Consider the following 23,052-nt stretch of genomic DNA (forward strand, 5'->3'; position numbering starts at 1 on the left):
AAAATCATTTCCGTTTTCTTGGATAAAGATTTAACAGACCCTTCAAGGAGGTGTGTATGCTTCTCTTTTTACTTTGCAATTTCTTTTTGAACCCTTAAAATCTGATATATTATGTCTTCAAACAAAAATTTAAAATTCGAAACTCTCCAGGTCCACGCTGGTCAAGTCGCTGACCCTACTACGGGATCTAGAGCAGTTCCTATATATCAAACAACATCTTTTGTATTTGAAAATGCCGAACACGGCGCAAACTTATTTGCATTAAAGCAGTTCGGTAATATTTATACACGGATTATGAACCCTACTACGGATGTTTTCGAACAACGTATTGCGGCACTGGAAGGCGGAGTTGCAGCTGTTGCTGTTGCATCCGGCCAGGCGGCACAGTTTATAGCTTTAAATAATATTTTGGAAAGTGGTGACAATTTTGTTGCAGGATCCAACTTATACGGCGGTACATTCAACCAGTTTAAAGTTTCTTTTAAACGCCTGGGCATCGAAGCTCGTTTTGCAACGGACGCCGAGGCCGATAAAATTGAAGCGCTCATTGATGATAAAACAAAGGCGATCTATGTTGAAACAATTGGAAACCCAAGTTTCAATATTCCCGACTTTGAGAAAATTGCTGCCGTAGCAAAAAAATATGACTTACCATTAATCGTCGATAATACTTTTGGAGCCGGAGGTTATTTATTTAAACCTTTGGAGTATGGTGCAAATGTCGTTGTTGAATCGGCAACTAAATGGATTGGTGGACATGGCACAAGCATTGGCGGTGTCATCGTCGACGGTGGAAACTATAATTGGGGCAACGGAAAATATCCCCAATTTTCGGAACCATCTGAAGGCTATCATGGCTTAGTATTTTCCGAAGTTTTTGGTGAAAGCGGACCATTTGGAAATATTCAATTTGCCATTCGGGCACGTGTGGAGGGCCTACGGGATTTCGGGCCGGCACTCTCCCCTTTCAATTCATTCTTACTATTACAAGGGCTTGAAACCCTGTCTTTACGGGTGCAACGCCATGTAGACAATACCTTAGAGGTCGCTAAATGGCTGGAGGCGCATCCACAGGTAGAAAAAGTAAATTATCCGGGATTAAAAAGCTCTCCAAGCTTCGCTAACGCACAAAAATACCTTAAAAATGGCTATGGTGCAGTGCTTTCTTTCCAACTCAAAGGTGACGCAGCACAAAAGGCCAATAGCTTTATCGACAGCTTAGAATTAATCAGTCACTTGGCCAATGTTGGTGATACCAAGTCATTGATTATCCACCCAGCAGCGACGACTCATCAACAATTGAGTGATGAAGATCAAGCCAATGCTGGAGTGTTCAAAGGCTTATTACGGCTTTCTGTAGGAATAGAACATATTGATGATATCAAAGCCGATTTACAACAAGCTTTTGATAAAATTAAATAATCAGATTTTTTCGGCTTAAAACTTAAACGTAAAATGAGTAAGCATATATATCTGCACCCGGAGCCTTTTGTATTTGAAAATGGAAGAGAGCTTACTGATTTACAAATCAGTTATGAAACATTTGGCAAACCCAACGCAGATCGCAGTAATGTGATCTGGGTTTGCCATGCACTAACGGCCAATGCAGATGTGCTGGATTGGTGGTCCGGTCTTTTTGGAACAGGTGAATTGTTTGATTCAAACGATTATTATATTATTTGTGCCAATGTTATAGGATCAGCATATAATAGCAGTAATCCGCTATCTGTAAACCCAGCAACGGGACAGCCCTATTACCTATCTTTTCCCGAATTTACAGTAAGAGATTTGGTCAACGCACATCAATTCCTTGCAGACCACTTGGAGGTCAAAAACATCGAGATCCTTATCGGGGGCTCATTAGGCGGTCAACAAGCGTTGGAATGGGCTGCATCGCATAGTATAGCCATCAGCCATCTCATTGTGGTTGGAACAAATGCCGTCCATTCACCATGGGGTATTGCATTCAATGAAAGTCAACGTCTTGCCATTACAACTGATCGAACCTTTTACGCCAATCACCCTGATGGCGGAGCTAAAGGATTGAAAGTTGCACGCGCTATGGCGCTGCTGTCTTACCGCAACTATACAACGTATGCCAACACGCAAAAGGAGGATGATAACGAAAAACTCGATCATTATAAAGCATCCTCCTATCAAAACTATCAGGGTGAAAAATTGGTAAAACGCTATAATGCGTACAGCTATTATTTCCTTACCAAAGCAATGGACAGCCACAATTTAGGTCGGGGAAGACAATCTATTGAATCCGCTTTAGCGAGCATCGATTGTCCAACGTTAGTGCTGAGCGTCAATACAGATTTGTTGTTTCCGCCACAAGAGCAACAATTCATCGCGCAACATGTCCCCAATGCTCATTATCAGGAGATTGAATCGACCTATGGCCACGATGGCTTTTTGATCGAAACAAAAAAACTCACAAAAATCATTAGCAGCTTTCTAAGGGAACAAAAAGAATACATGAACGAATTAGTATAAGAGAATAAATAATATATAAGAGAATTTAAGAAGAGATATGAGTAATAAATTAACAATAGGGATGTTTGGGTTTGGTGTAGTAGGCCAAGGTCTTTACGATATCATCAAAACCAAAAATCTTAATCTGGAAATCAAGAAATTTGTCATTAAAAACGGTGATAAAAAACGCTCGCTACCAGCAGATTTATTTTCTACCGATGCCGAAACAATTTTAGGTGACCCAGAAATTAATACTGTTGTCGAACTAATAGATGATGCTGAAGCAGCATACCAACTAACTGTTCGTGCCTTGAAATCCGGAAAAAATGTGGTATCTGCTAATAAAAAAATGATTGCCAGTCATTTGGAAGAGCTGGTTGATATCCAACATGAATACGGAACCAGTTTATTGTATGAAGGTGCCGTTTGCGGAAGTATCCCCATTATACGGAATTTAGAAGAATACTATGACAATGAATTACTTCATTCTGTCAGCGGTATTTTTAATGGATCTTCCAACTACATTTTATCTAAAGTTTTCAACGAAAATCAGCAATATACAGATGCTTTAAAGAAAGCACAAGAACTTGGTTTTGCAGAAACAGATCCAACCTTGGATGTGGGTGGATTTGACCCCAAATTTAAAGTATGTATTGTTGCTTCCCATGCGTATGGAATCTATGTTAAGCCAGACGATGTCTTTAATATTGGTATTGACAAATTGGGACAGCAGGATATTCGTTTTGCGAAAGAAAAGAACCTCAAGATCAAATTGATACCAACGGCGAAAGAGATCGACGGCAACAAAGTTGTACTTTACGTATTACCACGCTTAGTAGGCAAGGACAGCATGCTCTATAATGTAGAAAATGAGAACAATGGTGTATTGGTAAAAGCGGCCTTTGCAGACGAACAATTTTTCTATGGTAAAGGAGCAGGTGGCCACCCAACAGGTTCTGCTGTGCTATCAGATATCGCTGCCCTTCGCTACGGATACCGTTATGAATATAAAAAACATTTAGAATCCAGCACATTAAATTATAGCCAAGATTATTTAATTAAGGTTTATTTGAGATATACAGATGATTCACTGATTGAAAAGTTAAATTTCAGTGAAATCACAGAACGATATTACGCACCAGATTTCAAATATGTCATAGGACATATTAATCTTCAACAAATTGCAGCCCATAAAGCTGATTTGGATCAAGAGGGCAATTTTATTGCTGAAATCGCGTAGGCAATCAACAAACCAACCTACCTTGAAAATAGCCCCGAATGGGGCTATTTTTTTATTTTAAACTTAGTTACCTTTTAACTTGAGATCTAAAATCCCACCTTCCACCAGACGTTCAAAAGGAAGTTGCAAACCTTTCCACAGGCGATTATTCAACCGAGCTTGATCAACAATATAACTATTGGCCTGCTCTTTCTTCACCTGGATTATAAATTTATTTTTTCTTAATTCCTTAGGCAATTGTATCGTTACCCGATCGAAAAGTGGCGCGCCAATCTGAAGTGCGGGCTTCTCGGTCGTGAGACTTCGTACATCGAATAGGCCGATACTTGACAAGACATACCATGCTCCAAGCTGTCCTTGGTCTTCGTCTTGTCCATAGCCATAGCCATGTATTGCATCGTTACCATAAAACTCATTGCAAATTGCCCGTACCCATTTCTGACTTAGATCAGGTCTACCAGAAAAATAGAACAGCCAAGAGATATGCAGGTTCGGTTGATTACCGTGATTATAAAGACTTTCAATCCCTGCGAAGGCGTCAATTTGTGTACCACCTCCAAACACATTCTTCTGCGACACCGTAAAGATACTATCCAACCGCTGATTGAACAGATCCTTTCCAACGAGTTTAACCAATTCTTGTGGGACATGCGGAACATAGAACGTATACTGCCATGCATTTCCTTCCTGAAATCCACGCCATGGTTCATAAGGGTTAAAGTTTGAAATGAATCGTCCAGTACTATCCTTTGGCCGCATAAACTTCGTCTCGGCATCATACAGATTGCGCCATCCATTGGATAATTCCTGAAATTTAACATAGTCTTTTTGACGCCCCAATGATTTTGCAAATTGCGCAGCCGCTCCAGCGGAAAAAGCATATTCCAAGGTATGCGAAGCGCCAAAAGGAGATCCATTGGTCATTAATTCGGGACTGCCATGATCATCTTTTATATACGGTGAGTAGCCTTTGCGGACGAAAACTCCCACATCTAACTTTCCTGCTCCAGGCAGACGGTCCTTCGCTTCCAATTCATTTTTGCGTACCGCATCATAAGCAAGATTCATATCATAGTCACGAATACCGACATTGTAGGCCGCTGCGATTGCCAAACCCGTAAAATTAGTTCCTACACCCGAAACGTATTTACTGTTGGCAATACCGTCTCCTAACCAACCTGCATCGCGATAGACCAACAATTGACTCTGAATCCAGTCGTTGTAATAGTCTGGATACGCAATAGACCACAACTGTGTCAAATTCCAAAATGCGCCCCAGATAGCATCGGTATTATAATGATGATGAATCGGTTGCCCTTGCTTATTTAGGGCAATCTGCTCTACCGAGCCGTCATTTTTGGGATATGCACCATTTACATCGCTTGCAAGCCCACGGCCAAGTAAAGCATGATACAATCCCGTATAAAATTTAATGCGGTCGTCCGCTTTGCCCCCTTCCACCAAAATTCTTCCCAGTTCACTATTCCAGGTTTGCAAGGCATTATTCTTTGCAGCATCAAACGACATATCCTTCGCCTCTTTAAGCAAATTCAATTGTGCGTTTTCTACAGAAGTATAAGATAAACCCGTCTTGATGTCTATTGATTCGCCTGCTTCAGTGCCAAACTTCAGATATACTCCAGCTCCTTTTCCTTTTATGCGCGTATGTTGGTCAAAAGTTATAGAATCTCTAAATGTCCCAAAAGACTTCGGTTGTTTGTTGATCTCCGCAAAGAAAAACATTTTGACCGTAGCCCCCTGCTGATATTTTTGTACATAGACAGGATTGGTAACCACATATCCCCAGACGTGCTGTTTGTCATAATTTACTTCGGCATCAACGACCGGTCCACTTTCCCCCATCACATGGCCAATATCGAAAATAAGGTTGGCTTCTTCCGTTTTTGGAAAAGTATAGCGGTGAAAACCGACACGCTTCGTTGCCGTAAGCTCAGCAAGTATATTATAATCTTTTAGCATGACACGGTAATAGCCAGAAGTGGCAAATTCATCCTTCTTGTCAAAATCGGAACGATAACCGCTTTTTGGACGATCAAGTTGACCGGGCATTGTCTTCAATTTTCCGACGGATGGTGCAAATACCACTCCGCCTACCTGAAATTCGTGAAAATTAGCAAAGCCTTCTATTGAGGTATGCCTATCGTCATAACCCACGGCCTCCCAGCCCGACTTGTTCCCATAGCTTCCATTTGTGCTCGGAGCGAGCTTAGCCATTCCAAAAGGTACGGCTGCTGGTGTATAAAAGAAATACCGACTATGGACGGATCCAATATTAGGTTTTACAAAAACGGTCAAATCTGTTTTCTGCTGTGCGGAAACAGCTGCCGTACTCACAAATAAACTACAAAAATAATAAATGATACGCTTTACCATTGTTCTCAATTAGGTTCTACAGCAAACTTACAAAAAAATAGAGTATGTATAAACATGAGTTAGATTTTATTACTTAATTTAACGACTTAACAGATTGCATCGCAACGCCTAAATTTGTAAAATTTTAAATACTAATCAAATAAAACACTATTAAAGCTTAAATACTGACATTTTTCCATAACTTTGATTGTACATACATATTAAAATATAACCAGTAAATAAATTCAAAAAAATACACATCGAACGGCTGATCTTCGATCACAAGCCTGAAATAAATACAAATTAACGTTGAAATAAATACCAATGATTGACAGGTACACTTGTCAATCCTAATTAATTACAATACAACCACAATGAAAAAAAACACCACATTTTTTAGTCTAATACTTCTGTTACTCGGAACCCAACTATCAGCACAACAAACAAAATCCGACCGTATCGCGCAACTTAAGTTAGCAAAAAGCATTCTAGCGGATCAAAACCTAAAATATGTGGACAGCCTTGCCCGAGAGGTCATCAAAGAAGGTTTCAATGCGGGAAGTGGCTACTCACAAATTTGGGCCAGAGATCTCAATACATTCATCGAAACCGCATTGGAAGAGCGGTCCCAAGCGGACATTAGAGGGGCTATTTTAGTATTTTTTAGGATGCAACAGCCCAATGGCGAAATGGTAGACGGCTATGTACTAAAGAAAGACTTTACCTGGCATGATGATACACCCTACTATTCAAAAAACGCTCCTGATCATGTGGGTTTTAAAAACACGGTAGAAACCGACCAGGAAACGTCACTCATCCAATTGTTGGGTAAATACATAATAAAAACAAAGGATTACAGTATCTTGGAAGAGTCTATCGGTGGAATTTCTGTAAAAGACCGTATCCAACTTATGTTGGATTATCTGAAAAAGGAACGGTTCAACCAAAAGTATCAGCTACTGTGGGGTGCGATGACAGCAGATTGGGGAGATGTACAGCCCAACGACAGCTTTGGTTGTGATTGGAATGACCAACTTTCCAATGAGGCAATCGATATTTATGACAACGCGATGTTTATTATTGCATTGCAGGCATTGATTGATATCCAGCCCAACTCTCCCAAGGTGGCGGAATGGAAAGGATTAAAAAAGAATCTCGAAACGAACAGTAGACGTTATTTATGGGATAAGAAAAAACAAAAATTCATTCCGCACATATACCCTAAGACATCACCTATTCCTAAAGGATTTGATGAAAATACGATCCATTATCATGGCGGCACCGCTATCGCTATAGAAGCGGGGCTACTAACTCCTTCAGAAATAAAAACAGTCAACAAACAAATGCTTGAAAACGTGCGGTTATCTGGCATGCCGAGTATTGGATTGACCTTGTACCCAACCTATCCCGTCGGATTTTTCATTGGCGGAATGGCTCAACCTTACCAATACCAAAATGGTGGTGATTGGACCTGGTTTGGCGGGCGGATGATCCAGCAACTCGTTTTAAATGGCTTTTATCAGGAAGCCTATACCGAACTCCAACCGATGATCGATCGGGTTGTGAAAAACAAAGGATTTTACGAATGGTATGGTCAAAATAACGTACCCAGTGGATCAGGAAAATTCAAAGGTTCAGCAGGCGTGCTGAGTAAAGCAATAGCTCTCCTAGAAAGCTGGGCTGAAACTACCCTGGAAAAGAATCATTAAAAGAATAAATAAATTAGCTATTCACTCATCCAATTGATCCATTCAAAAAGGATGAGTGAATTCCCTAATAATCTCTTCTGCTTTCGACAGTATAGGTAAAACTTTCCGCGCGGTAGAACCCCAAATTATATTCAATCGGCTTCCCAGATTGGTCAAATACAAAGCGCTTGCGGGACAGAATAGGATCACCGATATTAATCTCCAATTTATCAGCTATAAATTTATTTGCGGCCATTGCATCCAGCTCTTCCTGAGAAAGATCTGCAACGACATGATAATCTGCTTCTAAGATCTCATATAAAGGTCTCTTAAAATCTTCATCGCCGTTTAAACCTATACGCGGATGAAAGTAAGAGATAAAATAAACAAATGGGTCATCTTTCTTTCCTCTCAGACGTTCCAGTTTTAATAGCTTTTGGTCCTCATCTACATTAAAAAACTTCGAGACTGCTTTGTCCGGAACAACCCAGCTGACGTGAAGCTCAAAATTCTTTACCTCAATTCCTCTGTTTTTCATCTCTTGTGAGAAACTCAGCCAATTCTTGGATTTGGAACTAAATTTGGAACTGGCCACCTTCGTGCCTATTCCCTTCTTTCTAATGAGCAACTCCTCGTAGACTAGTTTATTGATCGCCAAACGCAAAGTAGAACGGGAAATTGCCAATCTTTTTGCTAATTCAATTTCGTTGGGCAATAACTTACCCTCTATATATTCAGGCTGCTTAATTAATTCGCGTAACAGATTCTCTGCTTGTATATGCAGCGGAACAGGGCTTTTATGATCTATTTTTAAATTCATCAGTTGGATTGCTTGTGCTAAAATAAGATTTTTTGCATAATTAAAAAAATAGATATATGTTTGTATGTATATACATATTAATATAAACCGCAGATGTCAAAGAGATTTATCATCATTTTATGTATCGTTTCACTTGGAGGACTCCTTTTCGGTTTCGATATGGCTGTAATTGCAGGTGCATTGCCGTTAGTAAAGCAATTTTTCGGACTATCTCCTGCTCAAGAGGGCGTTTTTGTCAGTTCAGCCCTGCTAGGCTGTATTGTTGGTGTATTTTTCACAGGACCATTAACAGATAAATACGGCAGAAAACCAGCCTTTGTTACTGCGGCCCTGCTCTTTTTATGCTCAGCAATTGGCTGTGGATTCAGTCCTTCTTATAGCATATTAATTGCAAGTAGAAGCATTGGGGGCTTGGGTGTTGGAATAGCCTCAATCGTTGTGCCCTTATATCTCGCGGAAATATCGCCAAGTAAATTTAGAGGAAGATCAGTCACCTGTTACCAACTCGCTATTACATTCGGTATCCTTTTTGCGTATATCAGCAATTATTTGATTCTCGAATATAGCTCCGCACAGCAAAATGAACTCTGGCGAACTATGTTTTTAGTTGGTGCAGTACCGGCTTTATTGTTATGCATCGGAGTTTACTTTATTCCTGAAAGTCCACGTTGGCTATCCAAAAATGGGCGGAACACGGAAGTAGCAGCGATCAGTGGCGCATTAGGACTATCGGATATACAAGAGGTCGGCAACGTTTCCTCGAAGGGAAATCTAGGTGATCTCTTCTCGCCTATTTATCGCAAGGCCTTCCTATTGGGCTTATTCCTTCCTTTATTTTCACAGCTCAGTGGCATAAACGCAATTGTCTACTATGGTCCGAGCATATTGCTTGAATCTGGTATTTCATTAAATAATTCCTATCATGCTCAACTATTCTTTGGAGCCGCCAATGTGTTATTTACTTTCTTTGCCATCTGGAAGGTTGACAATTGGGGTAGACGTCCCTTATATCTTTTGGGAACGGTAGGTGCTACCCTGAGTTTGCTGGTTACTGGGTATCTTTTTAATCAAGGTCAAGTCAATAATATCGCATTGATTATCGCTATACTTTCGTTCTTATTTTTCTTTGCTTTTTCCATTGGTCCGCTAAAATTTGTTGTGGCGGCCGAAATCTTCCCAAATGCCATCCGGGCTCGTGCCATGGGTATCAGTATTATGGTGATGTGGATTTCCGATGCTATCGTGGGACAACTAACACCCATTCTACTCGCTTCCTGGGGGGCCCGCTATACGTTCTGGTTGTTTGCATTTTTCTGTGCCATCGCATTCCTTGTTGTACTGGCATTCCTTCCGGAAACAAAGGGTAAACCTTTGGAAGAGATCGAAAAATTCTGGATTGAAAAGCACAATAAAAAATCAACAAACAAGTAAGCAAAAAGCGACTTAATCCAACATCATTCATTTGCAATAAATTACATTATATGTATTCTAATACTCAAACAAAACCTTTTCAGTACGAAATCACACCGACGTTTCCGGTTCAAGGAACACTATCAAATTCCTACACGGATCTTGTTGCACATCTCATTACACATAATATACATAGCATTGATGGTTTTGTAGGTGTTGACTGGGCTACAATCATCCCCAAGCTAAAGCAAGAATTTGAAAAACAGGGCGTAACTCCACGATTTATTGCCATGGATTCAGCTTTAAAAACTGAATCAGCGATCCAGGAGCTTGTCGCACCATACCTCGGTGGCGACGATCCATTATTTGGAAAAAAGGCCGGGATTCAACTCATTGAATACTTTGACACCCAAAAGCTTGCGGACCTTCAAATCATACGAGCAAACGCCGAATCAATACAAGCTGAGTATACCATCTTTTATGGCCCTGGAGCATCATTAGTCGATACGTCTAGTCAGCTGATGTTTATTGATCTGCCCAAAAACGTGCTAATTCAACGTATGCGTGCGGGAGAAGCTTCAAACTTAGGTTGTTCAAGACAGACCAATCAAAAGGAAACTTACAAACGTTACTATTTTGTCGACTGGGAAATATTGAATAGACATAAAAGGTCTATCCTTTCCCGTGTCGAAATTCTTGCCGATCAACAATCGTCCCAAAACCTACCATGGATCACAGGGAAGGATCTACATGCTACTTTGCTGGCCATGTCCCAAAATTACTTCCGCGTACGACCAACTTTTGAACCCGGCGTATGGGGTGGACAGTGGATGAAAGAGCACCTTTCAGGCATAGATCAGCATGTCAAAAACTATGCGTGGTCCTTCGAAATGATTGTCCCTGAGAATGGCATTTTGCTCGAAGCAGATGGACATACACTCGAAATTTCATTTGATCAATTGATGTTTCAAGAAAGTGCCAATGTGCTTGGTCATGCCCAGCAACGTTTCGATGTTGAATTCCCGATACGCTTCAATTTTCTGGATACCTTTGATGGCGGCAACCTATCCATTCAATGTCACCCTAGTCCAGCCTATGCAAAAACAGAATTTGGAGAAAACTTCACACAGGACGAATCATACTATATCGTTGATAGAAAAGAGGACGCACAAGTGTATCTGGGCTTTCAGCAATCCATTGATGCAGACAAATTTCGCTCAGCTTTAGAAGAGAGCTTCCATACCGGAACAGCCATGGATATCGAGCAATACGTTCAAAAATTCGAATCCAAGAAACACCAATTGTATTTGATACCACATGGTACTGTACATTCTTCCGGCGTGAATAATCTCGTACTCGAAATCAGTGCAACACCTTACAATTATACCTTTAAAATGTACGACTGGGTGCGTCCGGATTTAGATGGGAAACCACGCCCATTAAATATTGATAGAGCATTCGCCAACCTCAATTTTAGCCGAAAAGGTGATGTCGTAAAAAACACGCTACTCGCTCAGCCCACTGAAGTAGCCCTTGATGCGCAAGCAACAAGAATACATTTGCCAACGCATGAAGATCATTTCTACGATGTTTTTAGATACGAATTCGATCAGGATGTTGCAATTGAAACACAAGGACAGTGTCACATCATGATGCTTGTGGAGGGGGAGGCAATTGAGCTGACGACAGCAAATGGCATGAAGAAAGTCTTTCATTATGCTGAGACTTTTGCTGTTCCTGCTGCTGCCGGATCCTATACATTGCGTAATTTAGGAAACGATAAGGCAAAGGTTATCCAATCTTTTGTCAAAGAATCCAAATGTTAATCAAACCATTTACTATAAACTAACAGCACAATGAGAACTATATTTTTTGCGTTATCTTCGTCTCTCCTATTACTGTCCTGCCAAAATGCTGGCGGTAAGGTTTCGACAAGCAATTTACAGGACAGCATCCAAAAAGACAGCAGCTTCAATCTTGTCAAAGATATGGCTACGAACGTCATTAAAAGTGGATTCAATGCGGGGGATGGATACAGTGAGGTGTGGATTAGAGATTACAATACATTTATCACCTTAGCAACAAAAGTCCATCCCCATGAACAGATCAAAGATCAATTAGCTTTGTTTTTTAAGCTACAAGGTCCTGATGGTAATATTGCCGATGGTTTTGTCAAAAAATCCAGCTTAAAAAATGGCGTATCGGACTATTATACCATCACTAGTCCCTTAGCTCCTGATTATGCAGCACACAAAAATACAGTTGAAACGGACCAGGAGTCTTCTTTGATCCAAGCGGTACATAAATATATCGTTGCAACGAAAGATAAGGCTTTTCTCGATGAAAAAATTGGAAATGCGGCTGTAAAGGATCGCATGGAGCATGCTTTACAATTTTTATTGGACAAACGTTATAATGCTACTTATGGTTTACTTTGGGGCGCAACTACAGTCGATTGGGGTGACGTTCAACCTGAACACGATTGGGGTGTCCACCTGGATGAAAATTCGCATATTGCTTTGGACATCTACGACAATGCAATGTTTTTGATCGCGCTTGACAATTACATGGATCTTTTCCCTGAGAAAAAAGAAAAGTGGGGAAAAATCAGAGCGTCTATAGCAAGTAATACCATGAAACACCTTTGGGACGAAAAGAACCAAAAGTTTATTCCCCATATTTATATCAAAGGCTCTCCATTTGCGGCTGATTTTGATGAAAATCAAATCTATTATCATGGTGGAACAGCAATTGCTATTGAGGCTAATTTGCTCAGCAAAGAGCAAATAAAAGTTTCATTGGATAAAATGATTAAAAATGTAAAAGATGCTGGTGCAGCAACAATTGGACTTACTGTGTACCCGACTTATCCGGCAGGCTCGTTTAAGAACAAAGGCATGTATCCTTACGGTTATCAAAATGGTGGGGACTGGACCTGGTTTGGTGGTCGTATGATTCAGCAGCTTGTTAAAAATGGCTTTCAACAGGAAGCTTATGCGCAAATACAGCCGATGCTTGCTCGTGTTATCAAAAACAAAGGATTTTATGAATGGTACACAAAAGATAACAAACCAGAGGGCTCTGGAACTTTTAGAGGTGAAGCAGGTGTCCTTTACGATGCCATCGAGTTATTAGAAGGTGCTGGCACGAAATAAAAACAGCTTATCGTGATGTAAAAAGAGCAGTAGGAAATTCCTTGCTGCTCTTTTATTTGAAATCGTCACCTCCGCATTCCTATTCCTATTCCTATTCCTATTCCTCCTATCCCACTCTAGCGCATTTTGTATCATTCCCCTTATACATTCGCTTCGTATCTGCTAAGATATCCTGTTTATGTTCCTTAATAACTTTCCCGTCTTACCCAATCGTTAAATTATACAATAATATTTCATTCGGATTGCGGATTTCCAGCGTATAGCCAGCAATTCCAACAACAGCTCAAAACCTGATTGTATCGGTTTCAATAAAAGGCAAACTATAATTACCGGTATCTGCCTTAATCTTAGCGTTCAGCTGCTTTATCGTAGCGACTTCCTGATTTGCGGTTTTATAGAGATAGACGTTTTTTAAACTCGGAAGGTCGTTCAGTTTTGACAGACCTTTTGAGGTAACTTTTGTTCCCGTCAGATTTAAATACGTTAATTTTGACAGACCTTTCAACTGGCTCAATCCGGCATCGGAAATTTCTGTATTTTCTAGATGTAGGCGGGAAAGACTCGGCATTGCCGAAAATATTGAGAAAGCAAGATCTGTAACAGCTGTATTTCCTAATTTCAGCTGTACAATATTATCCTTAATACTTAATAATTCCTGTAGGTCCTTATCATTAAATTGAGGATAATTAATGGCATTAACCAACACAAAGTTATTACCTTTTGCAACTTGGATGATCTTAATACCCTTAGCCTGCCAAGCATCGATTTTATCTTTTGGCAAAGCTGGCGCTGCAGGTAAATCTGCATATAATACCGATGGAGTGTCTTTTTCCCCTGTTTCCAATTTTTTCAACAAATGAGCGATTTCCTCCGTTTGTGGTATTTCACGCACTTTTTTATCAAAATTGGCTCCTTGATCTATCCACCAGGCAATCAGTCTGATCTGATCAGGAGTTATCGGCGTACGACCTTTAGGTGGCATTCGCTTCTTATGTCCCTCAGGTAATACCAACCTGGCATATAATTCACTCTTTTTCGAATCGCTTGCATGCAGTACTGTGCCATTCTCTCCTCCTTTTAACAAATTCTCTTTTGTATCCAATGCCAGCCCCCCTTCCTGCTTTTTTTTCCCATGGCAGCTTTGACAACGCTGTTTAAGAATAGGTTGAATAATTCCATTATAGGCATCTGCTTCCTGTGCATTTTGAACTATAAGAACCTCCTCTTTATCTTCTTCCGTTTTAAACAGCTTTTTTAGTGCCACTGGCATAGCTTCGACAAAGTAGCCCTTTCCATGCGTCAATGTTCCACCATAGTGTCCAGTGACCCCAATCATGATTACTACGAGAAAAAAAAGCCAAAAGCGAAATGCAGCAGAAGATTCTTTACGATAGAGAAACCACAATAATAAGCTGCTCAACGCCACGACAATTCCTAACCACTTGTGATAGCTCAGTACATCCTCCTCATAACCTCCATTTCGTGAAAGCAGATAACCCGATAAAGCAGCCACTATGGCGGCTATAGTCCCTAGGAATAAGGAGAGCTTAATAGCAGGCAAATACATAGCTCCGCCTTTAAACTGCGCAATAATTGCCATAACAAAAGCCAACAACAATATGCCGATCGGTAGGTGGACCAAAAGAGGATGAAGTCGTCCCGAAAAGCCCAATAATTCATCAAAGAAAACCATCATTCTTTATATCTGTCTTTGAGTAAATGCAACATATAGACATTGATTGACCACTGATCGGCCACCGGTTGTTGTGTAAATGGCAATGTGGGTAAATAACCCGCTGGGCCAAACTCGGTTGTTATGGTTAATAACTTCATCCCATTTTCCTTTTGTTTAGCAACAACTTTATCCCACCAGGCCAAATGTTGTGCAACAATACTCTTCCATTCGGGAGCGGCGGGGTCGTTGACTTGTGGTCCTTCGGGATGCCCAATGCGTGCATGAATGTGCTCAGTTCTGGACAGTGCCTTTGTTACAGCCTCGGTCTGATCAGAAAGCATTGATTCGTGTACATTGCACCAATGCGAAATATCCAACGCAAGTTGTAACGTCGGAATCCTCTCTAAATATTCTTTTGTTACATGGGCTGCAAAACTAAATCTTCCGCGATGAGTCTCATGATAAACGGGGATATGGTACTTATTTTTAGCTGCATCAGCAAGCTCAATCAATGTTTTGTTCTGTTCAAGCGAGTAATAATCTTTACCTGTATAGCAATTAATATAATCGGGTTTCAGCTGTGCTGCTTCATCCAAATTACGCTTAAAACTTTCTTTATATTCCTCATAAGTTCCACCAGATCCCCCTGAAAGTAACCCTAAACTCAATCCATGTTTATGTAACGCATCGATCATCTCTTTGCGCTCTTTGGGACTACCAGGTAACCAGGATTCAACACCATCGTAACCTGCATTTTTCACACGGAGACAGAACGTATCCCAGGAATCACTATTTCCCCAATTGGTGCAATAATATTTAATGTGCAACTGCTGGGCAGTCATGGATAGAAAACTGCTCATAAATAAAATTAATACTAGAAATTGTTTCATTTTTTTAAATTATAGCTTGAATTAGTTCACCCTCCACATCTGTCAATCGGAATGGTCTTCCCTGAAAATCGTATGTAAATTTCTCATGATCAAAACCCAAAAGATGAAGCATGGTCGCATGGACATCGTGTACAGAACTACGCCCTTCTACCCCGGCGAACCCGATATCATCGGTTTGACCGTAACTTATACCATTACGAACTCCTCCACCTGCCATCCAGATGGTATAGGCATCGGTATGATGATCACGTCCCAGGAATGGCATGTCGCTGTTGTCCCTATTTTCTTGCATCGGTGTGCGCCCAAATTCCCCGCCCCACACTACCAGTGTTTCTTCCAGCAAACCACGTTGCTTTAGATCCATAATTAATGCGGTCATTGGTCGATCAATCTCTCGGCATTTATTTCTAAAACCGAGATCAATTGAATCTGCTGGATTTGTACCGTGACTGTCCCAGCCCCAATCAAATAACTGAACGAATCGCACCCCTTGTTCTACGAGTTTCCGGGCCAAAAGGCAATTATTGGCAAACGATTCCTTACCAGGGTCTGTTCCGTACAATTCGTGAATATAAGCCGGTTCATTATTGATGTCCATCACTTCAGGTACGGCTACCTGCATTTTATAAGCCATCTCATATTGTGCGATCCGCGACAAGGTTTCGGGGTCTTTAAAGGTATCGTATTCTGTTTTGTTGACATTATTTATGGCATCAATCAAATCACGCTTCATATCCCTTCCCATTCCTTCAGGATCGGCAATGTACAATACGGGATCACCCTTTGAACGACATTGAACGCCTTGGTATACCGATGGTAAAAATCCACTTCCCCAGACACTTTTACCAGCATCAGGCGTTTTACCTCCCGATGTTAACACAACAAAACCGGGTAAATTGCTATTTTCAGATCCCAGACCATAAGTTACCCATGAACCAATGCTAGGGCGACCGAGACGGGCACTTCCTGTATGCATAAACAATTGGGCCGGGCCGTGATTGAACTGATCGGTATGCACAGCCTTCAGAAAACTCACTTCATCAACGACTTTACTAAAATGAGGCAAATGATCTGATACCCAAGCCCCACTTGCTCCATACTGTTTAAAAGTAGCCTGTGGTCCCAGCATTTTTGGAATCCCACGAATAAAAGCAAATTTCTTTCCCGCAAGTAAGGACTCCGGACAAGGTTGATTATGTAATTTCTGCAAGGCAGGCTTGTAATCAAATAACTCCAATTGCGATGGAGCACCGGCCATATGCAGGTAAATGACACTTTTAGCCTTACCTGGGAAATGAGGTGGCTTGGGCACAAGTGGATTGAGTGCATTCAGATCCAACTTTTCTGCTGATTTTGACTGTCCCCATCCATTACAACTCGTTAACAAACTCCCCAAAGCAATACCGCCGATACCGGCCACACAATCTTTTAGAAAATGTCTTCTGGTGACAGCCTGCAATTCAAATTGTTGCGCTTCTTTTATTAGCTTATTTAGGTCTTTCATCTGACTATCATTACGTATGAACGAGCTGTGTCTCTAAAATTTTAGTGCGTAGCTCATTTCGTTTTATATTCTTACTATTTTATAGGTCTAACCTTCTCAATAAAAGACTTCGTTTTCATACGATAGTCCTTATTCAGAAGTTTCGGTCCATATTTATCATTTCAATATTTATGATTTCGTTAAAAATTCGTCCAAATTCAACACTGCATTGGCAACAAGCATGTAGGCAGCTTTTGAAGACAGGACCTTTACATTACTTTTTGCTAAATCCTCATTCAAAAATTTGGCTGCTGAATCAGGTTTTTTGCTGAAATCAACCAACGCCTTTTGATAAAGATGTTCCAGTTCCTTGAGTTTCTTTTCATCGGCATCCTTCAACATGGCACGTCTATAACCGACACGAATACCATTCCGAAGGTTTCCATTTCCCTCTTTCTCCATAATAGCCCCCAGATGTTTAGCCGCTTCGAGATAAACAGGATCATTTAATGTGGCAAGCGCTTGCAGCGGTGTATTGGTGCGAATACGGTCGACCAAACAAACCTCCCTGCTAGAAGCATCAAAAGAAACAAAAGACGGATAAGGACTCGTACGCTTTAAAAACGTATAGATGCCCCTTCGGTATTGATCTTCTCCAGCACTTTTCACCCAGGACTCACCGCTATATACAGTCATCCATACCCCATCAGGTTGGTAGGGCATTACACTTGGTCCATACATTTTGTTGCTAAGCAATCCACTTACAGCTAAAGCTTGGTCACGAATCTGTTCGGCAGATAATCTAAACCGAGGTCCCCTTGCCAAATAATAATTCTGTGGATCCTTCTCAAAATTGGAATTGTTCAAGCTAGAGGACTGCTTATACGTTCCGGATAAGACAATCTCGCGGATCAGTTTTTTAACGCTCCACTTTTTGGTATTCATCAGATCTAGGGCAAGGTAATCCAATAACTCTCGGTGAATTGGCGGGATACTCTGAGTGCCCATATCTCCCAATGGTTCAACTAGGCCCCGGCCAAATAGCTGTGCCCATACGCGATTAACTAAGGTTCGTGCTGTCAAGGGGTTTTCCTTACTGACAATCCACTGCGCAAACCCCAGACGGTTGCGCTGAGCGCCTTTCGGGAAACTATTCAGTGAAGCCGGAACTGTAGGCTGTACTTCCGCCCCCAGAGACAGACGGTTACCACGTATAAATACATTTGTTTTACGATGCATGTCTTTGGGATTTTCAATCATGATTGGCACACCTTCGGGTTGCATGTTGACCAACTGGAGAAAAGTCTTTTGAAAATTCATATTATCCAGTGACTTTTCATGTGGAAAGTTCTCACGAAATGCAAACCATTCAATCATGCAGATCGGCTGCCCATGCGCCACAGATGGATTTTTGAAAACCAGATATAAGTCATGTACACCGCGAGTCGGGAGTATGGGAGACTGAATAACCTGTCTTCCATTTGTACTCGGCAAATCAATAACGGCGAGAATTGGTCCTGTAGGTTTATCCACGTGAATTTCTAATTTTCCATCTACCGCGCCTGTCCAGAAATTCATAAAAAATTGCTGTTTATTATCCAAGTTTATTGCCCTTAACCGAGCCGATCCTCCAGTTCTAACCCCCAACCATTTCGTATCATAAAGCGCACCATCTACTATTTGATCGCTGTAATGCGCATGTATTTTGGGTTCAAGAGTGTGAAGGAATAGATCTGTTGATTTTACCAAGCTTGCATTTCCTGTAGTCGACAACCACCTTTTTATACTGTCAATTCGCTTTTCATCTTGTGCCGTATAAAAACGAAGTTTAGGATGATCACCTTGGGTGTCTTCATCTCTGGTGTTGTTAAAAAAAGCTAACGATTTATAATACTCTTCAAATTTAAAGGGATCATAAGTATGACTATGGCATTGCACGCATTCGAAGGTTGTACTCAACCATACTTGATAGGTTGTATTTAAGCGATCCAAAACCGCAGCCATCCGAAATTCCTCACTATCGGTCCCCCCTTCATCATTATTCATGGTATTGCGATGGAAGGCGGTTGCGATAAGTTGATCCTTCGTTGGCTCCGGGAGCAAATCCCCAGCGAGCTGTTCAATCGTAAATTCATCATAAGGCATATCCTTGTTCAAGGCCTTAATGACCCAATCCCGATAGGACCATATCGTGCGCGAACCATCCTTCTCGTAACCCTTCGTATCTGCATATCGCGCCATATCCAACCACCAACTCGCCCACTTTTCGCCATATTTCTGCGACGCCAGCAAACTATCTACACGCAAGGTATAAGCATCATCACGCTGATCTGCTTCAAAGGCTTGAATTTCTGCCAACGTGGGTGGAATACCAATCAGATCTAAATACACTCTCCGTAACAACAGTGCTTTATCGGCCTCATCAGCAAAGGATAATTTCTTCTCCTTCATCTTATCCAAAACAAAAAAATCAATCGTATTGTTCACCCCTTTAGGTTTGACACCAAATATGCCGAGCCATGAAAAAGGTTTAGGTACCTCAGTCTCCTTGGGCGTTGTATATGCCCAATGCTCTCCCCATTTGGCACCTTCATCGATCCATCTTTTGAGTATATCAATTTCATCATCGTTCAGTTTAGGGGCATTGTAAGGCATACGCAATTCAGGGTCATCGGAAATCAGTCTCTTTACCAATTCACTATGTTCGCCATCGCCACGAATAATTGCTGGTTTGCCAGACTCGGCTTTGGCAAAGGCCTCATTTTCAAAAAGAAAACTCAGTCCGCCATTTTTTTTAACCCCACCATGGCATGTGATACAATGTTTATTCAATATCGGTTTAACATCAGCGCTAAAATCAATTGGCTCTTTCTTTCCAAAGGTCAAAATGCTCGTACCAATAAGCACAAGCGCCAATAATGTTAGCACCACAATCTTTTTTCTCATAGCATTGGGATATATCTACTCTATAATATTTTAGGTTTATGCACTACAACGAAATAAATAATGATTGTTTTTTTCGTTAAGCGGAGCCGAAACTATCCGATAAATGTGCTAGTTTCGAGTAGGATAAAATTAGATAACAACACTGGATTATACTAAAACTGGATTAACAGAAACATAAACAATATTACCCTTTGCTCTTGCAAGATTTTCTGGATACTATATTCCCACTTGCTCAAAAGATTGATTTAAAACAGCATGATGTACTCTTTTCGGTTAAACTGCAGTCCCTAAAAACGGTACTTTTATACCATATTCTTTCGTCTCAAAAAGTATAACAATTTCGATACGAACTCACTTTTTTGATTTCATACACTGCATACATCTCAGTTAAATTTGCTTAAACGTGATTCCAGGATCAGGGCCATCGCTTTGCTAAAATAGTATGCAAAAAAGTAACAATAGTGTCAGTACCTCCCCATCCAGAGTTTTAAATTTACAAGCTAACCCTTTCAAACATGAAATATCTGTATTTAATACTATGCTGTTCGTTTACCGTGTTTTCTTTCGGGCAACCAACACCTGACAACAACCTCCATTTCGATCACTTGGCTTCGCGATGGGATGAAGCCATTCCCTTGGGAAATGGTCAATTGGGTGCACTGATCTGGAAAAAAGACAATACGATTCGATTTTCGCTTGATCGTGCAGACCTATGGGACGAAAGAAAGGCCTTTGCAATAGAAAACCACAATTTCAATTGGGTCCAACAACAAATAAAAAACAACAGCTACGGCATTGTACAACAGTGGGGAGACGCTCCTTATGACAGATCCCCCTATCCCACCAAGCTTCCAGCAGCGTCGCTGTTTTTTGACTTGGCGAAATTTGGCACTGTCGTTTCAAACGTACTTGATCTGGAACAGGCCACCAATATTCTTAGATTTAAAGATGGTAGGATATTAAAAACCTTCATACATGCCTATAAACCATTTGGCTATTTTGAAATCACAGGAAACAATGTTAGTGACCTTTTACCTCAATTAATTCCACATCAATATGAAAATAACGCAAACAAAGACGAAAACAAAAGCGTTGTCGAAGGTCAAGATTTAGCAAGATTAGGGTATAAGCAAGGAAATATAATCCGCACCAGCAACTATGAAGTGCTGCACCAAAAAACGTATGATGATCATTTTTTTGAAGTTGTATTGAGGTGGGAAAAAATATCAGCTAAAAAGCTGATTGGTTATTGGACAATCGTCAATGATCAAAAGGCAAGCCCATCTGCACTTTCCCTCAAAAAATACACCGAAGAAAAAGCAAGCCATTTGCAGTGGTGGTCAAACTATTGGTCCAAATCAAGTATAACCATTCCTGATAAAAATCTTGAAAAACAATATTATCTTGATATTTATAAACTCGGTGCTGTCGCAAGAGAAGGTGCTCCAGCAATTACGCTTCAGGCCGTGTGGACGGCGGATAATGGTGGTCTTCCTCCTTGGAAAGGCGACTTTCACAATGACCTTAATACACAATTAAGCTACTGGCCAGCCTATTCGGGAAATAGATTGGCCGAAGCCAAAAGCTATACGGATTGGCTCTGGAAGATCCGCAAAAAAAACAAGGACTTTACAAAGCAATATTTTGGTGTCGATGGGCTGAATGTACCCGGTGTCCTCACATTAAATGGAGACCCTATGGGTGGATGGATTCAGTATTCTCTTTCTCCTACTATTGGTGCATGGGCGGCCCAGCATTTTTATTGGCAATGGAAATATAGCATGGATAAAACCTTTCTAAAAGAACAAGCCTATCCCTATATCATGGAATCTGCAACTTACCTTAAAAATATAACCACACTAAAAAATGAACGCCGTTACCTGCCCTTGAGCAGCAGTCCCGAATACAACGACAATAGTGTATCAGCATGGTTTGACAATTGGACTAATTTCGATCTTAGTTTAGCGCATTTTCTTTTCCAGGCTGCTACAGAGGTGAGTACAGCAATGGGCAAACCGCAAGAAGCAGAGAATTGGTTAAAATGCAAGGCCCAACTACCTCACTATGCGACCGATGAAACTGGGCTACAGGTTGCTGTAAATCTTCCAATGAAACATTCCCACCGTCACATGTCTCCCTATATGGCAATTTATCCATTGGATTTATTAGACATCAATAATCCGCAGGAAAAAGAGCTCATTGAGAGCTCCCTAGATCACATTAAAAAACTGGGTACACGTGCGTGGGTTGGTTATTCCTTTGCATGGATGGCTTGTTTACACGCGCGCGCTAAACAAGGAAAGGAAGCCGTAACCAATCTTCGAAAATTTGCGCAGAACTTTTGTTCCTCCAATTCCTTTCATTTGAATGGCGACCAAAAAGGCGGGCAATATTCAGACTTTACGTATCGACCATTTACCTTAGAAGGTAACTTTGCATTTGCACAAGGAATACACGAATTGCTCATTCAGAGCAAAAATAACTATGTAGAAGTTTTTCCGGCTTTACCTGCTGAATGGGCAACAGCGTCTTTCAAAAATTTGAGAACGATGGGTGGATTTATCGTAAGCGCTGAAAAAAAAGAAAATAAAATTGTTCTGCTGAAAATAACTGCTACCGAAGATGGTACCTTTCGAATTTTTGAACCCAAGGCACTCATGCACATCAGCACTAAGAAGCTCATACAGAGAGATAACACCATACAATATGTGAAATTAAAAAAGGGACAAACAGTCAACCTATGTAGCCTATAAAAACAATGGATTTGCCTTACCAAATTAAAAAAACACCTTACACAGTACCGATACAGTCAATTTAAGTCAGCTGATAGCGTGCAAACAATGCAAAGAACCCAAATCATCCGAAGCGATAATTTGGGTTCTTTGCATTGTTAC

The 23,052-nt window shown here is 40.8% G+C and carries 14 protein-coding genes; 8 read left to right on the forward strand and 6 right to left on the reverse strand.

Translation table 11 applies throughout. The features are described 5' to 3' along the window. Positions 1 to 111 precede the first annotated feature (111 nt). Genes B4Z47_RS00035 through B4Z47_RS00045 form a run of 3 tightly spaced genes read left to right on the forward strand, consistent with a single transcriptional unit; the run spans position 112 to position 3,718 of the window. Positions 112 to 1,422 (forward strand): O-acetylhomoserine aminocarboxypropyltransferase/cysteine synthase family protein, encoded by a 1,311-nt coding sequence (locus tag B4Z47_RS00035; protein WP_046674616.1) that lies wholly within the window; start codon positions 112 to 114, stop codon positions 1,420 to 1,422. Between the two features lie 33 nt (positions 1,423 to 1,455). After that, complete coding sequence (locus B4Z47_RS00040) at positions 1,456 to 2,499, forward strand: homoserine O-acetyltransferase family protein (protein ID WP_115049295.1); 1,044 nt, start codon at positions 1,456 to 1,458, stop codon at positions 2,497 to 2,499. Between the two features lie 37 nt (positions 2,500 to 2,536). Further along, a complete protein-coding gene (locus B4Z47_RS00045; protein WP_115049297.1) occupies positions 2,537 to 3,718 on the forward strand; it encodes a homoserine dehydrogenase in 1,182 nt (393 codons plus the stop codon). Between the two features lie 63 nt (positions 3,719 to 3,781). On the opposite strand, the gene B4Z47_RS00050 is transcribed toward B4Z47_RS00045, so the two are convergent. Further along, on the reverse strand, positions 3,782 to 6,112 hold the full coding sequence (locus tag B4Z47_RS00050; RefSeq protein ID WP_286726488.1) for a GH92 family glycosyl hydrolase: 2,331 nt from the start codon (positions 6,110 to 6,112) through the stop codon (positions 3,782 to 3,784). Positions 6,113 to 6,465: 353 nt separating this feature from the next. On the opposite strand from B4Z47_RS00050, the gene B4Z47_RS00055 reads away from it, so the two are divergent. Continuing rightward, entirely contained in the window at positions 6,466 to 7,800 is a 1,335-nt protein-coding gene (locus tag B4Z47_RS00055; RefSeq protein WP_201303550.1) for a hypothetical protein, read from the forward strand. A gap of 64 nt (positions 7,801 to 7,864) precedes the next feature. Here B4Z47_RS00055 and B4Z47_RS00060 read toward each other — a convergent pair whose 3' ends face one another. Next, positions 7,865 to 8,599: a GntR family transcriptional regulator gene (locus B4Z47_RS00060; RefSeq protein ID WP_046674612.1), complete on the reverse strand. Its 735-nt coding sequence runs from the start codon at positions 8,597 to 8,599 to the stop codon at positions 7,865 to 7,867. Between the two features lie 93 nt (positions 8,600 to 8,692). Here B4Z47_RS00060 and B4Z47_RS00065 point away from each other — a divergent pair, with 93 nt between their 5' ends. Genes B4Z47_RS00065 through B4Z47_RS00075 form a run of 3 tightly spaced genes read left to right on the forward strand, consistent with a single transcriptional unit; the run spans position 8,693 to position 13,164 of the window. Beyond that, positions 8,693 to 10,030, forward strand: a complete 1,338-nt coding sequence (locus B4Z47_RS00065; RefSeq protein ID WP_115049301.1) for a sugar porter family MFS transporter — start codon at positions 8,693 to 8,695, stop codon at positions 10,028 to 10,030. A gap of 50 nt (positions 10,031 to 10,080) precedes the next feature. Further along, the gene (locus B4Z47_RS00070; RefSeq protein ID WP_115049303.1) at positions 10,081 to 11,835 is read left to right on the forward strand and encodes a class I mannose-6-phosphate isomerase; all 1,755 of its coding nucleotides are present in this window, start codon (positions 10,081 to 10,083) and stop codon (positions 11,833 to 11,835) included. A gap of 30 nt (positions 11,836 to 11,865) precedes the next feature. Then, the gene (locus B4Z47_RS00075) at positions 11,866 to 13,164 is read left to right on the forward strand and encodes a hypothetical protein (protein ID WP_112376215.1); all 1,299 of its coding nucleotides are present in this window, start codon (positions 11,866 to 11,868) and stop codon (positions 13,162 to 13,164) included. Positions 13,165 to 13,447: 283 nt separating this feature from the next. Here B4Z47_RS00075 and B4Z47_RS00080 read toward each other — a convergent pair whose 3' ends face one another. The 4 genes from B4Z47_RS00080 to B4Z47_RS00095 all read right to left on the reverse strand — a co-directional run bounded on the left by B4Z47_RS00080 (position 13,448) and on the right by B4Z47_RS00095 (position 20,158). Beyond that, on the reverse strand, positions 13,448 to 14,860 hold the full coding sequence (locus tag B4Z47_RS00080; protein WP_236560221.1) for a c-type cytochrome domain-containing protein: 1,413 nt from the start codon (positions 14,858 to 14,860) through the stop codon (positions 13,448 to 13,450). After that, positions 14,857 to 15,729 carry a sugar phosphate isomerase/epimerase family protein gene (locus B4Z47_RS00085; RefSeq protein ID WP_115049305.1) on the reverse strand — a complete coding sequence of 291 codons (873 nt, stop codon included), beginning with the start codon at positions 15,727 to 15,729 and terminating at the stop codon, positions 14,857 to 14,859. Before B4Z47_RS00085 ends, B4Z47_RS00080 begins: the two co-directional genes overlap by 4 nt. A gap of 4 nt (positions 15,730 to 15,733) precedes the next feature. Continuing rightward, complete coding sequence (locus tag B4Z47_RS00090; RefSeq protein WP_159333045.1) at positions 15,734 to 17,233, reverse strand: DUF1501 domain-containing protein; 1,500 nt, start codon at positions 17,231 to 17,233, stop codon at positions 15,734 to 15,736. A 168-nt stretch (positions 17,234 to 17,401) separates the two neighbouring features. Then, on the reverse strand, positions 17,402 to 20,158 hold the full coding sequence (locus tag B4Z47_RS00095) for a DUF1553 domain-containing protein (protein ID WP_115049308.1): 2,757 nt from the start codon (positions 20,156 to 20,158) through the stop codon (positions 17,402 to 17,404). A 515-nt stretch (positions 20,159 to 20,673) separates the two neighbouring features. Here B4Z47_RS00095 and B4Z47_RS00100 point away from each other — a divergent pair. After that, positions 20,674 to 22,911 carry a glycosyl hydrolase family 95 catalytic domain-containing protein gene (locus tag B4Z47_RS00100; protein ID WP_115049310.1) on the forward strand — a complete coding sequence of 746 codons (2,238 nt, stop codon included), beginning with the start codon at positions 20,674 to 20,676 and terminating at the stop codon, positions 22,909 to 22,911. Positions 22,912 to 23,052 lie beyond the last annotated feature (141 nt).

The sequence above is a fragment of the Sphingobacterium sp. UBA2610 genome (assembly GCF_002339225.1).
Classification (GTDB): domain Bacteria; phylum Bacteroidota; class Bacteroidia; order Sphingobacteriales; family Sphingobacteriaceae; genus Sphingobacterium; species Sphingobacterium multivorum.

Coding starts and splice junctions, on each gene's coding strand:
- B4Z47_RS00050 (WP_286726488.1), bottom strand. CDS start 6,112: ATGGTAAAGCGTATCATTTATTATTTTTGTAGTTTATTTGTGAGTACG.
- B4Z47_RS00075 (WP_112376215.1), top strand. CDS start 11,866: ATGAGAACTATATTTTTTGCGTTATCTTCGTCTCTCCTATTACTGTCC.
- B4Z47_RS00055 (WP_201303550.1), top strand. CDS start 6,466: ATGAAAAAAAACACCACATTTTTTAGTCTAATACTTCTGTTACTCGGA.
- B4Z47_RS00040 (WP_115049295.1), top strand. CDS start 1,456: ATGAGTAAGCATATATATCTGCACCCGGAGCCTTTTGTATTTGAAAAT.
- B4Z47_RS00090 (WP_159333045.1), bottom strand. CDS start 17,233: ATGAAAGACCTAAATAAGCTAATAAAAGAAGCGCAACAATTTGAATTG.
- B4Z47_RS00045 (WP_115049297.1), top strand. CDS start 2,537: ATGAGTAATAAATTAACAATAGGGATGTTTGGGTTTGGTGTAGTAGGC.
- B4Z47_RS00095 (WP_115049308.1), bottom strand. CDS start 20,158: ATGAGAAAAAAGATTGTGGTGCTAACATTATTGGCGCTTGTGCTTATT.
- B4Z47_RS00100 (WP_115049310.1), top strand. CDS start 20,674: ATGAAATATCTGTATTTAATACTATGCTGTTCGTTTACCGTGTTTTCT.
- B4Z47_RS00080 (WP_236560221.1), bottom strand. CDS start 14,860: ATGATGGTTTTCTTTGATGAATTATTGGGCTTTTCGGGACGACTTCAT.
- B4Z47_RS00065 (WP_115049301.1), top strand. CDS start 8,693: ATGTCAAAGAGATTTATCATCATTTTATGTATCGTTTCACTTGGAGGA.
- B4Z47_RS00070 (WP_115049303.1), top strand. CDS start 10,081: ATGTATTCTAATACTCAAACAAAACCTTTTCAGTACGAAATCACACCG.
- B4Z47_RS00035 (WP_046674616.1), top strand. CDS start 112: ATGTCTTCAAACAAAAATTTAAAATTCGAAACTCTCCAGGTCCACGCT.
- B4Z47_RS00060 (WP_046674612.1), bottom strand. CDS start 8,599: ATGAATTTAAAAATAGATCATAAAAGCCCTGTTCCGCTGCATATACAA.
- B4Z47_RS00085 (WP_115049305.1), bottom strand. CDS start 15,729: ATGAAACAATTTCTAGTATTAATTTTATTTATGAGCAGTTTTCTATCC.